At 65.9% G+C, this 13,651-nt stretch carries 10 protein-coding genes; 7 read left to right on the top strand and 3 right to left on the bottom strand.

Annotated features, from left to right (window positions below; all coding sequences use genetic code 11):
- The first annotated feature begins 113 nt into the window (after nt 1-113).
- Nucleotides 114-2,135, top strand: a complete 2,022-nt coding sequence (locus CF70_RS05300) for a sigma-54-dependent Fis family transcriptional regulator (RefSeq protein WP_235184890.1) — start codon at nt 114-116, stop codon at nt 2,133-2,135.
- Between the two features lie 29 nt (nt 2,136-2,164).
- On the opposite strand, the gene CF70_RS05295 is transcribed toward CF70_RS05300, so the two are convergent.
- A complete protein-coding gene (locus CF70_RS05295) occupies nt 2,165-3,163 on the bottom strand; it encodes a tripartite tricarboxylate transporter substrate binding protein (protein WP_035861504.1) in 999 nt (332 codons plus the stop codon).
- 97 nt (nt 3,164-3,260) lie between these two features.
- Entirely contained in the window at nt 3,261-4,955 is a 1,695-nt protein-coding gene (locus CF70_RS05290) for a thiamine pyrophosphate-binding protein (RefSeq protein WP_035861501.1), read from the bottom strand.
- 208 nt (nt 4,956-5,163) lie between these two features.
- Between CF70_RS05290 and CF70_RS05285 the strand changes: the two genes are divergently transcribed.
- The 6 genes from CF70_RS05285 (at nt 5,164) to mdoH (ending at nt 12,982) form a co-directional block, all read left to right on the top strand.
- Nucleotides 5,164-5,889, top strand: coding sequence for a GntR family transcriptional regulator (locus CF70_RS05285; RefSeq protein WP_035861381.1), 726 nt, complete (start codon nt 5,164-5,166; stop codon nt 5,887-5,889).
- A 58-nt stretch (nt 5,890-5,947) separates the two neighbouring features.
- Nucleotides 5,948-6,859: a helix-turn-helix domain-containing protein gene (locus CF70_RS05280; RefSeq protein WP_035861378.1), complete on the top strand. Its 912-nt coding sequence runs from the start codon at nt 5,948-5,950 to the stop codon at nt 6,857-6,859.
- A 168-nt stretch (nt 6,860-7,027) separates the two neighbouring features.
- Nucleotides 7,028-7,579 carry a surface-adhesin E family protein gene (locus tag CF70_RS05275; RefSeq protein ID WP_035861375.1) on the top strand — a complete coding sequence of 184 codons (552 nt, stop codon included), beginning with the start codon at nt 7,028-7,030 and terminating at the stop codon, nt 7,577-7,579.
- Nucleotides 7,580-7,753: 174 nt separating this feature from the next.
- The gene (locus tag CF70_RS05270) at nt 7,754-7,939 is read left to right on the top strand and encodes a hypothetical protein (RefSeq protein ID WP_035861373.1); all 186 of its coding nucleotides are present in this window, start codon (nt 7,754-7,756) and stop codon (nt 7,937-7,939) included.
- A gap of 937 nt (nt 7,940-8,876) precedes the next feature.
- Nucleotides 8,877-10,460, top strand: coding sequence for a glucan biosynthesis protein G (locus tag CF70_RS05265; protein WP_035861371.1), 1,584 nt, complete (start codon nt 8,877-8,879; stop codon nt 10,458-10,460).
- Nucleotides 10,433-12,982, top strand: a complete 2,550-nt coding sequence (gene mdoH / locus CF70_RS05260) for a glucans biosynthesis glucosyltransferase MdoH (RefSeq protein ID WP_035861369.1) — start codon at nt 10,433-10,435, stop codon at nt 12,980-12,982. Before CF70_RS05265 ends, mdoH begins: the two co-directional genes overlap by 28 nt.
- Nucleotides 12,983-13,065: 83 nt before the next feature.
- On the opposite strand, the gene CF70_RS05255 is transcribed toward mdoH, so the two are convergent.
- Complete coding sequence (locus CF70_RS05255) at nt 13,066-13,641, bottom strand: hypothetical protein (protein WP_035861368.1); 576 nt, start codon at nt 13,639-13,641, stop codon at nt 13,066-13,068.
- Nucleotides 13,642-13,651 lie beyond the last annotated feature (10 nt).

Here is a 13,651-nt window from a genome sequence, read left to right as displayed (position 1 = left end):
TAGCATGCAGGAGGGGCGGGCCCTGGTCCCGCAAAGCAGACAAGACAAGAGAACGAGCCGGCGAACCGGCCATCCGAGCCCGCATCGAGCGGGCCCCTGCAAGGAGACACGGAATGCAAGAAGCCGGCACACCGATGGACTGGTTTTCTCATCCCGACCACGACGCCAGCATCATGTCCGCCTGGGAACACTTGATCGACGGCGGTGAGGCGAGTGCCGGAGAATTGCGCTGCGTGGTCGACGATTCCTGGCGCCGCTGTCTGGTGGGCCAGGTCGATCCCGGTGCCGGCGCCGCGCCGCCACCGCTTGACGAAGGGGCCCTGCGCGCCCGGCGGGAGAGGAACGATCGCCTGCTCAGTGCCAGCCTGCCGCTGATACAGCAGACCCGCGAGTTTCTCTCCCAGACCGGCACCATCATGCTGCTGGCCGATCCCGACGGGATGATCCTCCAGCAGGAGGGCGATATGCGTATCGTCGAGCCGGCCGGGGAAGTGGGCCTGATTCCCGGCTGCGACTGGACGGAGCTCAACTGCGGTACCAATGCCATCGGTACCGCGCTGGCCTTGCAACAGCCCGTGCAAATTCACGGCGCCGAGCATTTTTGCGCCGGCATCAAGCGCTGGACCTGCTCGGCCACGGTCATCCGCGATCCGCTGGACGGCGGCGTGCTTGGGGTCATCGATGTGTCCGGCCTGGCGCAGACCTACAGCCGGCATAGCCTGGCGTTGACGGTGTCGCTGGCCGGCCGTATCGAAAGCCGGCTGGCCAAGCTGGCCATGGAGCGCCGCCTGCGCCTGCTGGATCGCTGCATGAGCCATTTTGCCTCGGTGCGCAGCGATGGCGTGCTCGTCCTCGATGCGGGCGGGCGCCTGGTCAAGGCCAATCCGCAGGCGCCGGCGGCATTGGCACGGCTGGGTGTGCGCACGGCGCTGAACAGCGCGTTTTCCGTCCCCGGCCTGGACGCCCGCGCGGTGGGCGCGGGCTCCGGACCACTCCCCGAATGGCTGCGCCTGACCCGCTTCGAAGCGATCCGCGACAGCGGTGAGATGCTGGGTTTCGTCGTGGTGATCCCTGCCGCGCCGCATCGTCTTGCAACGGGTGCTGCCGGCGTGCCGGCCGCCCGGCCGGGCCTGGCCCCGGCGTTTTCCCGGATCGTAGGCAGCGGTGCTGCCTTGCGCTCCGCCGTGGAGAAGGCGCAGCACCTCGCGCCGTCCAGGGTGCCGGTACTGCTGCTGGGCGAGACGGGTGTCGGCAAGGAACTGTTTGCGCAGGGGATTCACCAGGCCAGCGCTTGCGCGGATGGGCCGTTCGTGGCGCTCAATTGCGGGGGGCTGTCGCGGGACCTGCTTGCCAGCGAGCTATTCGGCTATGCCGAGGGGGCGTTCACCGGGGCACGCAAATCGGGCGCGCCCGGCAAGATCGAGGCCGCCAACCGGGGAACGCTGTTTCTGGACGAAATCGGGGAAATGCCGCTCGATATCCAGCCGCACCTGTTGCGCGTGCTGGAGGAGGGGGAGATTTACCGGCTGGGCGAAAACACACCGCGCAAGGTCAGCTTCCGGCTGGTCGCCGCCACCCACCGGAACTTGCGCGACGATGTGTCCGCGGGGAAATTCCGCATGGACCTGTTCTACCGTATCGCCGTGACCAATATCGCGATACCGCCGTTGCGCGAGCGCAAGGACGATATCCCGGCCCTGGTCACGCACTGGCTGGGGCAGCTATGCGAGCGCTACGGCCTGCCGGTGGCCTCGTTCGACGACGACGCTTACCGATGCCTGCTGGCCTACGACTGGCCGGGCAATATCCGCGAATTGCGCAACGCGCTGGAGGGCTCCTTGCTGATGGCCGAAGGCGGTGTGATCACCATGGACAAGCTGCCGCTCGAAATCAGCGCGGTGGGCATGCCGGGCGCCGCCGGCTTGCCCAAGGGCCTTGCCGGCAGCGCGCCCGAGACGGTGTACTCGCTGGAAATGGCCGAATCGGAATCCATCCGCAAGGCCCTGGCGTACAGCGGCGGCAACCTGACCAGGACCGCGTCGCGCCTTGGCATCGCGAAAAGCACGCTGTACCAGAAGATCCGCAAATACGGCTTGAGCGCGGCCCTGAGCGAAACGCGCGGCAGGGTGACATAGGGCGGCGATGCGCGCCGCCCCCGGCTTTTTCAGTCCTCCAGTTTCAGGCTGGCTTTCTTGACGAAGGTGTTCCAGCGTTCGTACTGGTCGCGGGCGTAGCGGTCCAGCGCCGGGCCGTCGCTGGCCATGACCTCGAAACCCGCCTGGGTCAGCTTGCGGTGCGTTTCGGGGTCCGCCAGCGCGGCCTGGAACGCTTCGGTGAGCTTGCGCACCGTCGCCGGCGGGGTGCCGGCCGGGGCGAAGATGCCGATCCAGGAATAGGCCTCGAAGCCGGGAAAGCCGGATTCCGCCACGGTCGGAACATCGGGCAGGTCCGGCAGCCGCTGGCTGCCGGTGACGGCCAGCGGCTTGATCTTGCCTGCGGCAATCTGGCCCTTGAGCGCCGCGTAGCTCAGCAGCGTCAGGCTTGACACATTGCCGAGCACGGCCTGCACGGCGGGCCCGCCGCCGGCATAGGGAACATGCAGCAACTCGACACCGGCCTGGCGTTTCAGGTCCTCGGCGACCAGGTGATTCATCGAGCCAAGCCCGGTGGAGGCGTAGCTGTATTTGTTCGGCGCCTGGCGGGCGGCGTCCAGGAAGGTCCGCAGGTCTTTGCCGGGCACGGTGGGCGAGGCGCCGATGACCAGCGGGAACCGTACCGCCAGGGTCACGCCGGCGAAGTCCTTGAAGGTGTCATAGGGCAGCTTGGACTTGGCGATCGGATTGATGGCGTGGGTGTCGAAGCTCACCAGCACGGTGTTGCCGTCCGGGGCGGAGCGGGCCACGTACTGGGTGGCGAGCTGGCTGGCGGCGCCAGGGCGGTTCTCGATCACCACCGGCCTGCCGGCCGCCTCGGCCAGCTTGGGCTGGATGATCCGCGCGGCGATGTCGGTGCTGCCGCCGGGCGGGAAGGTCACGACCAGTTTTAGCGGTGTTGCGCTGTCCGCCAGCGCGGGCCGCATGGCCAGCGGCAGCAGGCAGGCCAGGAGCGCGACGCCGGCAACCAGCGCGCGTCGGTTGACGGATGCTACACGTAGGCAAAGCATGAATACCTCTTCCTTGGTCTGTTGGCGTCTCATGGCGTCCGTGACTTCTTGTGCGCGGTCTTTCCTGGCCGGCGGCCGCGCTTGCCGGCCCTGTAGCTCAGCCCATCCACTGGCTCACCGGCGCGGCGGTGTCCTGCAACTCCTGTGAAATCACATCGATCAGCGCCGGACCATCATGCTCCAGCGCAGCCCGGATGGCGGCATCCAGCAGCGCGGGATCTTCCACCCGCCAGGCCTTCACGCCAAAGGCTTCGGCCACCCGGGCGTGGTCGGTGCGGTTGAAGTCCACCGAGAAATAGCGTTTGTCGTAGCCGGCTTTCTGGCTGGCCTTGATCCAGCCGTAGACCGAGTTCGAGAACACGATCATCTTCAGCGGGATCTTGCGCCGCACCAGGGTTTCCATCTCGCCGCAGGTGAAGCCGAAGCTGCCATCGCCCATCACCGAGACGACCGTGGCGCCGGGGCGGCCGACGATGGCGCCGATGCCCGCCGACATGGAGAAGCCCAGCGCGCCATGCGCCCGGTTTGTGATGAAGTGGCGGCCGGGCCGGCTGGCATTGTAGTAGGCCGAGAAGTACGGGCAAGGCGTGCCGGGGTCGGCGACCACGATGGCATCGTCGGGCAGGAGGCGGTTGAGTGCATCGACCACGCGCTCGGGCTTGATCGGCGTATCGTGCGATGCAGCCAGGGGGGCGAACGCGGTCAGCTTGGCGGCACGCGCCGCGCCAGCCAGCGCCACGCCGTCGGCGGCGTCCGCCGGGCGATGCGCAAGGCGGTCTCGCACGGCAGCGTTCAGCGCGCGCAAGGCCAGCAGCGCGTCGCCCACCATGCCGACCTCGGTCCGGTAATTGGCCGCGATCACCATCGGGTCGGCATCGATATGCAGGATCGGCACGCTGCGGGCGGGAAAGCGCCAGTGCTCGGTGGTAGTCGAACCGGCCCGGCACCCGATGAACAGCACCAGATCGGCCTGGGCGACAATCTCGCGGGTTGCCATGATGCCGCCGTTGGCGCCCACCACGCCGGCATTGAGCGGGTGGGTGTCGGCCAGGCTACCCTGGCCGCTGACCGTGGTGCAGACCGGCGCGGACAGCATGACGGCCAGCGCGTCGAGTTCGCCGCAGGCGCCGGAAATCACCACGCCGCCGCCGCAAATGATGACCGGCGCGCGCGCTGCCACCAGCTTTTGCGCCGCGCGCTCGATTTCCGCGGGATCCGGGGCGTAGCGCATGGCGGGGAAACGGTCGTGCCCCTGCTGGGCCCAGACGTCGGCGGCATCGACCTCGTGCTTCTGCACATCGTACGGCAGGCAGATATGGGCTGAACCCGGCTTGCCCGTGGTCATGGCGCGGAACGCGCCGCGTACCGCATCGGGAATCTGGTCGGCACGGTCGACCGTGGTATTCCACTTGGTCAATGGCCGGTAGAGTGCCTCCTGGTCCAGCTCGGTCAGCGGGTATTTGCCGCGCGAACCCACCGAAACGTCCGACGTGATGCCCAACACGGCCACGGAAGATTCATTGGCCTCGACCAGCCCTGGTAACAGGTAAGTAGCCCCGCCACCGCTCGGGCCTTCGCAGACGCCCACCTTGCCGGTGACGCGCGCATAGGCGTCGGCCATATAGGCGGCACTGCGCTCGTCCCGGGTCAGGATGTGGTCAATGCCGTGGTCCAGGCGCGCCAGGGCATCGTAAAAGGGCAGGCTGGTGTCGCCGCACAGGCCGAAGACGTGCTTCACGCCGTTGAGTTGAAGCATCCGCACCATGGCTTCGGCGCCATTCATCTTAGTCATCTGGGGAATCTCCAAATCCAGGGGCCGCGCGCCGCCCTGGTTGCGGGCCGGGCGCATGCCTGTCTTCGTTGCAGTCGAGCAGGCATGCGCAAAGGATACACATTAGGATACAGTTAAGTATACTTAAAATTGCAGCGCCGGGCCGGACGTGCCACGGGCACGCGGTATGATCCAGCGCCCATCCTTTTGAAGCGAAGCAGACAACAGCATGAAGACGCCTATTTCTACCGTCAGGCGAAGACGCGGTTCCGACGTGTTCACCACGCTTCGGGAGATGGCGATTTCGTATGAACTCAGGCCTGGCGAGCGCCTCAACGAGATTGAACTGGCCGAGCGGCTGGGCGTGAGCCGTACACCGGTGCGCGAAGCGCTTACCCGGCTGGCCACGGATGGTTTCCTGGTGGAATCGAGCCGCGGCTATATGCGCCGCCCGCTCGAAATCCAGGAAATGCTGGATCTGTACGAGGCCCGTGTCGCGGTGGAGCGGGAGTGCCTGCGCCTGGCGTTCGCGCGTGCCACGCCGGCCGCTATCGCGGAGATCGGCGCCTATCTCGATCGGAGCAAATCGGTCCCGCCGGATACGCCGGTGCGCGAACTGGTCGAGCTCGACGAGGGTTTTCACATGCGCATTGCCGCCATGGCCGGCAACGCCGAGCTCAGGCGCATGCTCGCCAGCCTCAACGAGCGCATCCGCTTCATCCGGTGGATCGACATGGAGAACATCGGCCGCGACTCCACCCAGCGCGAACATGCCGAGATCGTGCGCGCCCTGGCGGACCAGAACTGGGAGGAGGGCGAGCGCTATCTCAGCGCGCATATCGCGTTGCGGCGCGAACAGATCGTCGAAGCCATTACCAAAGGGCTGGCGAGGATCTACTTGCCAGATGCCGCCGAGGACGCACGCTCACCGGAGTCGCCCGACGCGGGGCGTTGAACGTTTGATTACCTTCGGGGTAATCGCCAGGTGGCCATCGCCATGCTGTAATACGGCCATGGACACCCTGACCCCCAGCTCCGAAACCGCACTCGACTTCCCCGGCCTGCTGCGCTACTGGCGCGGCAAACGCGGCTACAGCCAGCTCGCGTTGTCACTGGCGGCAGGGGTCTCCCAGCGGCATATCAGTTTCCTTGAATCCGGCCGCGCCCGGCCCAGCCGCGAGATGGTGCTGGCGCTGGCCGACCGGCTCGGCGTGCCGCTGCGGCAGCGCAACCGCCTGCTGCTGGCCGGCGGGTTTGCGCCGGCCTACAGCGAGCACGGGCTGGCCGCGCCCGCGCTGCAAATGGTGCAACAGGCAGTCGCGCTGATCCTGTCCAAGCAAGAGCCGTATCCGGCGGTGGTGCTCGATCGCTTCTGGAACATGCTCGATGCCAACCAGGCATACCGCCGCATGATCGGGGTACTGCTGGGCGACCGCGCGCCATCCGTGCTGGAGGAGAACAGCGGGCGCATCAACCTGATGCTCACCGTCTTCAATCCGGATGGCCTGTGGCCGGTCATCGAAAACGCGCGGCAGGTGGGGCGTTACCTGTTGCGGCGCGTCTGGCAGGAATTGCAAACGCAGGCGCAGGACCAGACCGCGCGCGAGATCTTCAACCGGATTGCCGGATGGCATCCCGACATGGTCGGCCCGGCCGGCGTCCCGCTGTTCGACGACGAAGCCGCGGAACGCACGCCACCGCCGATGTTGCCGGTGGCGCTGGCGGCCGAAGGTTTCCGCGCCTCGCTGTTCTCGACGCTGACCACGCTGGGCATCCCGCAGGATGTCACGCTGCAGGAAATGCGCATCGAGTGCTTTTTCCCGGCCGACGATGCCTCGCGCGCCGCGCTGGAGGCGCTGTCAAAGCGGACGTCCGAAAGCCCGCCCTCCAGTGCCCACCGGGGCGTGGCTGTTGGCAGCGCATGAGGTAGCGCATGGCATAGGGTCATGAACGGGATGGAAGTCTGTGACTAGTCTGTGACGAGTCTGTGACTATGGTCTATTTCCATTGGGCTAGCTGCCTGCCGGAAGGCGGCCGTGGCACGGTATGCGACAATGCGGGCTGTTTTTTTTGGTCTACACGAGGGTCCGTCCATGTCCTTGCGCGCCTTATTCCATGCTGCCGCCGTGCTGATCGGCAGTAGCATTTGTCTTGCCGCGTATGCCGAACCGGTTACCGCAACGGTTCGCCCCGCCGCCGCGGGTTTATATGAGTGCCAGGCTCCCAATGGGGGTACGGTGTTCCGTTCCACGCCGCGCGAGGGTTGCGCGATGGTGGCCGCGCCGGATCCTTCGGCGCCCGACCCGCAGCGCTGGCTGCCCCTGATGGGCGCAAACGGGGTGGTCTCCTACTTTGACAAGAGTTCGGTGCGCCGCCGGGGGCCCGAGGTCGGCGTGGCCGTCATGCGTAACGCGCCGGCCGGCGTGATTCGCACCGCCAGCGGCGAACCGATCCGCTCCTCGCTCAGGCGCATGGTCTTCAACTGCGCCACGTCCATGTACGCGGTGGTCGAGCAGACGCTCTACGCCAAACGCTACGCGCGCGGCGAATCGCTCTACACCATCAGCGCGCCGCAAGCCGGCATGCCGCAGCCGGCCAACGCCGGCACCATCGCCGGCGAACTGCTGGGCCGGTTGTGCCATTGAGGCCTTTGCCGGCGCACCTGGATGCAGCCAATGCTGCGCCGCAGTGTCGATAGGCGTGCTGATGCGTCAACCCATCCCGACCTTGTGCCGTTGTTGGTGGTGATGAAGCGTAGGTGCCTGTGGCCGCCAAGGGCCACGGCCAGGCTTCTTCCCACAACTGACCAGGAGGCTGATATGAAGAAGTGGATCGTGATGTTGTCGCTGGCCATGTTTGGCGCGGGTGCATATGCCCAGGCGTCGGCTCCCGCCGCCGGCGATAAGCCTGCCGCGGCAAGCTCGAGCAAGGCGACAAAGCCCGCCAAGACGAAAAAGAACCACGCGCCCTCCGATAACGACAAGATGATGAATAAAGGCGCCTGAGCGCCGATAGCGAAAGGCGACAGGCAGCCCTTGCGTCATTGCGCCACCGCGCGCATACGCTGGCCGGGTTAGTTCGCCACGCCGCCCGCGTCCGCCGTACCGCGCGTTGTATCACGCGGTGCGGCGTGCCCGGGTACCGATGTCCAGCGGCGCCATGCGCCATTCCGGGGGGACTGGCATCGAGGCGAAACCTGATCGAGAGGCTGCGGCCTCTCTTTTTTTGCCCGGTTGCATTCGCATCGGCTTGCCGTCGCAATGTCGATCCCGCGCCGCCTTGCGCAACGCCAGCTGACAGCTGGTCCGACTTTCCCGCGCGTCTGTCAGACGTGCGCAGGCTTGATCCGGGTGCAGTGCACGATTTCGCAGGTGCGCCATGCGCCGTTCCAGTGCCGTACGGGTCCACGCCGCCCGCATTGACGGCGTCCAATCCATGTCCTAGCGTTGCAGATTCGGACGTCGGCCTCAAGTAGCGAAGTGGGGTGCAACGGCATGCGAGACGGCGGCGAGATGCTCGCCCCGGCTATCAGACCTGGCGGCGGCGCCAGGGAAGGGGCTGTAGAAATGGCTGCGTACACAACGTGCCCTGTGCGGCACCGCGCGCTGATCCCGCGATGTTGTCCATGTGATGCCCCGGCACGGGATCCGCGCCGAAAGCGGCGTCCGGGCGACCGGGGTTTCAATTTGTTGCAAACGTTGCGTGATCGAAACGTGACTTCCCAGGCTCGAATTGTTAAGGTTCTTTTGCGCATTGCAACAAGCCCGATACACGCTTGATCAAGTGAAAACAATGCGCCGCAAGATCCTTATCAGTGCTTCCCGGTATCTTCGCGGCCAGCTTCCCGCCGTTGCTTTTGTCATCCCGGCCGCATGGTGGCCCGCCTTTTGCTGCGGTGACTGATCGACCCCGATTTTCCAACTCTGCCTGTCACTGGCATCCATGTCCGAAACCGTTACCCTGCCGACCATCCAACATGGCCCCCCCCATACAGCGGCACGCGCCAATGCGGCCGCCACGCGCCTGGGCAGGTGGTTGTGCGGCGGCATGCTGGCGGTGTGCGCGATGGCCGCGCACGCGTTCGACTTCGATACCGTGGCGGCGCGCGCGCGCCAGCTGGCCGGAACGCCTTACAAGGCGCCTGTGCAGAACCTGCCTCGCGAACTTCGCGAACTGTCCTACGAGCGATATCGCGAGATCGAGTACAAGCCCGAGCGATTCCAGTGGCGCAATGCCAAGCTTCCGTTCGAGCTTTCGTTTTTCCATGAGGGCATGGTGTTCGACCAGCCCGTGCGCATCAACGAAGTGGTGAGCGGCAGCGCGCGCGAGATTCGCTTCGATCCGGCCGCCTTCAACTATGGCCCGCACAAGGTCGATGCCGCCAAGCTCAAGCCGCTGGGCTTCGCCGGCTTCCGGGTGCTCTATCCCCTCAACAACGCCAAGAGCAAGGACGAAGTCGTGTCCTTCCTGGGCGCCAGTTACTTCCGTGCGCTCGGCAAGGACCAATGGTATGGCCTGTCGGCGCGTGGCCTGGCGGTGGATACCGCGCTCAATTCGGGCGAGGAGTTCCCGCGTTTCGTCGAATACTGGATCGAGCGGCCTTCACCGGCGGACAAGCAACTGACCATCTATGCCCTGATGGATTCGCGCCGCATGAGCGGGGCTTATCGCATCGTGATACGGCCGGGCGCGGAAACCGCCATGGAGGTGAAGTCGCGCCTGTTCATGCGCGAGAACGTCACCAAGCTTGGCCTGGCGCCGCTGACCAGCATGTACCTGTTTGGCGAGAACCAGCCTTCGGCGGTGCCGGACTACCGGCCCGAGGTGCATGACTCCGACGGTCTTTCAGTGCAGCTCGGCACAGGCGAATGGCTGTGGCGGCCGCTGAGCAACCCCAAGCGCCTGCTGGTGACCTCGTTCGCGGCGACCAATCCGCAGGGCTTCGGCCTGATGCAGCGCGACCGCAATTTCGGCAATTACCAGGAAATCGGCGCGTGGTACGAGCGCCGCCCGAGCGCCTGGGTGGAGCCCAAGGGCAACTGGGGTTCGGGCCGGGTCGAGCTGGTGCAGATCCCGACTCCGGACGAGACCAACGACAACATCGTGGCGTACTGGGTGCCCGACAACCCACCCAAGCCCAAACAAGCTTTCGATTTCGAATATCGCCTGCTGTGGCAGAAGGACGGCGAAAAACAGCCGCCACTGTCGTGGGTGACACAAACGCGGCGTGGCCAGGGGCTGAGCCGCAAGCAGGACGACACCAGTTTTTCGCTGGTGGTGGATTTTGAAGGCCCAGTCTTCAAGAAACTGGCTGCGGATACCCGGATCGATCCGGTGATCTCGGCCGACAGCAACGGGGAGCTGCTGAACACTTCGACGCAGCGCAATGAAGCAACCGGCGGCTGGCGCATGACGATGGTCGTGCGCCGCAAGGACGAAAACAAACCGGTCGAATTGCGCGGCTATCTTCGCAACGGCAATACAACCCTATCCGAGACGTGGAGCTACATCTTACCCCCAGGCTAAAGCAGCGCGCGGCCCCGGCGGCATGCGAGCGCTATCTCGATCGCGTGCCGGTCTCCCCAGACCTGCGTCGCGAGCTTCTCAACAATGTCGCCTGCGGCGATGATGCGGACCCCGAATCGGCCATTCATTTGCTGCAGCAAAAACTCGCGGCTAAAGACGCTGGCCAGTCGCCGGCGGGCGCTGCCTACGGTTCGGTAGGGCGTCGCCTCAATTTCGCGTACGGCGCCCCGCAAGCGGCGGGCGAGCCCCTGGTGCAACGCCGCGCCGATGGCACCGTGCATATCGACACCGGCCCGGCCCCCGAGCGCGCCTCGATGGTGCCGCGAGCCTGGCCCCCGCACATCGTCACCGGTTTCCTTCGCAACCTGGGCCGGCGCGTGCTTGGCCGCCCACCCGTGCCCGAAACCTGGGACACCTTGCACGATGGTCCCGACGCCGAGGGCAAGTGGCATCCCGCGGGCGCGCACCGCCGCTGGGTGCTGCTTGGCCTCGTGGCCGGGCAGACCGCACTGGCCACCTACTTCATGACAAAGGTGCTGCCTTATCACGGCACCGACCCGCTTGAGATCGCCATACTGGCGCTCTTCGCTATCCTGTTCTCGTGGGTGTCCGCGGGTTTCTGGACCGCGATGATGGGTTTCCTTGTGCTGGCCAAAGGCGGCGACCGCCACCTGATTTCGCGTTCGGCAGCGGTGGACGGACCCATCGCGGAGGAGGCGCGCACGGCAGTCATCATGCCGATCTGCAACGAGGACGTGAACCGGGTCTTCGCCGGGCTGCGCGCGACCTATGAGTCGATGGAACGCACCGGCGAACTGGCGCGCTTCGATTTCTTCGTGCTGTCCGACAGCGGCGACCCGGACCTGCGTACCGCCGAGACCGATGCGTGGATGGAAACCTGCCGCGCGGTCAATGGTTTTGGCCGAATCTTCTATCGCTGGCGCCGTCACCGCGTCAAGCGCAAGACCGGAAACGTGGCCGACTTCTGCCGCCGCTGGGGCAGTGCATACCGCTATATGGTGGTGCTTGACGCCGATAGCGTGATGAGCGGCGAATGCCTGACCACGCTGGTCAAGCTGATGGAAGGCAACCCCGGCGCCGGCATCATCCAGACCGCACCGCTGGCAGTGGGGCGCGAGACCATGTATGCGCGGGTGCAGCAGTTCTCCACGCGCGTGTACGGTCCGCTGTTCACCGCAGGACTGCACTATTGGCAGCTTGGCGAATCGCACTACTGGGGCCACAACGCCATCATTCGCATCCTGCCCTTCATGGAGCACTGCGCGCTGGCGCCCTTGCCCGGCAAGGGCCCGCTGGCGGGGGAAATCCTGTCGCACGATTTCGTCGAGGCCGCCCTGATGCGCAGGGCCGGGTGGGGCGTGTGGATTGCCTATGATCTCGAGGGCTCCTACGAGGAACTGCCGCCGAACCTGCTTGACGAGGTCAAGCGCGATCGCCGCTGGTGCCAGGGCAACCTGATGAACTTCCGCTTGTGGATGAAGCAGGGCTTCCACGCGGTGCACCGCGCCGTGTTCCTCACTGGCGTGATGGCTTATCTGTCGGCGCCGTTGTGGTTCCTGTTCCTGGTGCTGTCCACCATCATGCTGGCCAAGCACGCACTGGTGCCGCCGGAGTATTTCACGCAGCCTTACCAGTTGTTCCCGACCTGGCCCGAGTGGCACCCGGAGAAGGCGCTGGCCCTGTTCTCGGCTACCGCCACGCTGCTGTTCCTGCCCAAGGTCGCCAGCGTGCTGCTGCTGATGAAAGACTCGCGCAACTATGGCGGGCCGCTGCGTCTGGTCGCTTCGATGCTGGTCGAGGTGGTGATGTCTGCCTTGCTGGCGCCCGTCCGGATGCTGTTCCACACCAAGTTCGTGGCGGCGGCATACAGCGGTTGGGGGATTACCTGGAAATCGCCTCCGCGCGAGGATGCGGAGACGACCTGGGGCGAAGCATTTCGCCGTCATGGCATGCACACCTTGCTAGGGCTTGCATGGGGCGGACTGGTGCTGTGGCTGGATCCAAACTTTGTCTGGTGGCTGCTGCCGATCGTCGGCTCGCTGGCCTTCTCGATTCCGCTCTCGGTGTGGCTGTCGCGGGTTTCGTTTGGCCGTGCGCTGCGCCGCGCCAGGCTGTTCGTGACGCCGGAGGAGGCCACGCCGCCCCGCGAAATGGCCGCCATGCAGAAGCACGTCGAGGCCGCGGGCGAACCGCCGGCATTTATCGATGCCGTGGTCGATCCCGTGACCAATGCACTGATGTGCGCCACCGGCTCGCCCCGCGTGGTACAGCCGCAGGCCACGCAACAGGAACATGCCGCGCTGGTGCACCAGGCTCTCACCGCCGGGCCAGGCGGGCTCAGCGCCGCCGAAAAGCACTTGCTGCTGGGCGATCCCTTTGCGCTGGCCAGTCTGCATGAACTGGTCTGGGGTTCGCCGCTGGCGCATTCGGGATGGAAGGAAACCCGTGTGTTGCCCCGGCGCGCTGCCAATGTGGTGCCGCTGCGGCCGCGGCTTGCCTGAGTCTTGCGAGGGGAACGGGTGCCTGCAACGGGCGCCCGCCGGCCCCGGCACGCCAGGGTGTCGCGGCAAGGAAATCAGACGGTTTAACGCAGCGCCGAAGAGCAGATGGGCGCGTTGATGTAGACGTCGCCCACGCGGCGCTCGCCCCGCTCGTTGCGCGTCATATAGCGGAACATCATGCTGATGCCCAGCTTGGTCAGGATTTCCACATCCCGGTTGGCGCAGATATTGCGCTGCAGGGGCGCGGCATAGCTGAGCTCGAAGCTGGCGAGGTCCAGCATGGGGCCTCGATACTTGGTCAGCTCAAGCTGGAACAGGATGTGTTTGCCCGGTACCGACTGGCAGCGGCGCAGGCGCGTCTCGCCATCGATTTCGATGGGCAGCGCATCGTTGAGTTGTCGGCAGGCCCGCGACAGTATGTTGTCCGGCCGCGCGGTGTTGCGCAGCAATTCCGGTACGCCCGCTGCGCCGGTGTTCTGGCCAGTGGCCGCGCCCTTGAGCATTTGCGCCAGCGCATCGGCTTCGTCCACCACGACGGGTGCGGAGGCGGCGGCCCTGACTGGCGGCGTTGCCGCGCGCGCTTGCTGCGCCCACGGCAAACCGGCCGCGCCGGCGGCCAGGGTAAGTAAGACAGAAAGCAGCGTGTATCTTGTTCTCATGCAGGAAAAC

This window comes from Cupriavidus sp. SK-3 (assembly GCF_000611145.1).
In the GTDB taxonomy this organism is placed as follows: Bacteria; Pseudomonadota; Gammaproteobacteria; order Burkholderiales; family Burkholderiaceae; genus Cupriavidus.
This window is presented reverse-complemented; position numbering and strand designations above follow the sequence as displayed.

Coding starts and splice junctions, on each gene's coding strand:
- CF70_RS05285 (WP_035861381.1), top strand. CDS start 5,164: ATGAAGACGCCTATTTCTACCGTCAGGCGAAGACGCGGTTCCGACGTG.
- CF70_RS05290 (WP_035861501.1), bottom strand. CDS start 4,955: ATGACTAAGATGAATGGCGCCGAAGCCATGGTGCGGATGCTTCAACTC.
- CF70_RS05265 (WP_035861371.1), top strand. CDS start 8,877: ATGTCCGAAACCGTTACCCTGCCGACCATCCAACATGGCCCCCCCCAT.
- CF70_RS05295 (WP_035861504.1), bottom strand. CDS start 3,163: ATGCTTTGCCTACGTGTAGCATCCGTCAACCGACGCGCGCTGGTTGCC.
- CF70_RS05275 (WP_035861375.1), top strand. CDS start 7,028: ATGTCCTTGCGCGCCTTATTCCATGCTGCCGCCGTGCTGATCGGCAGT.
- CF70_RS05280 (WP_035861378.1), top strand. CDS start 5,948: ATGGACACCCTGACCCCCAGCTCCGAAACCGCACTCGACTTCCCCGGC.
- CF70_RS05270 (WP_035861373.1), top strand. CDS start 7,754: ATGAAGAAGTGGATCGTGATGTTGTCGCTGGCCATGTTTGGCGCGGGT.
- CF70_RS05300 (WP_235184890.1), top strand. CDS start 114: ATGCAAGAAGCCGGCACACCGATGGACTGGTTTTCTCATCCCGACCAC.
- CF70_RS05255 (WP_035861368.1), bottom strand. CDS start 13,641: ATGAGAACAAGATACACGCTGCTTTCTGTCTTACTTACCCTGGCCGCC.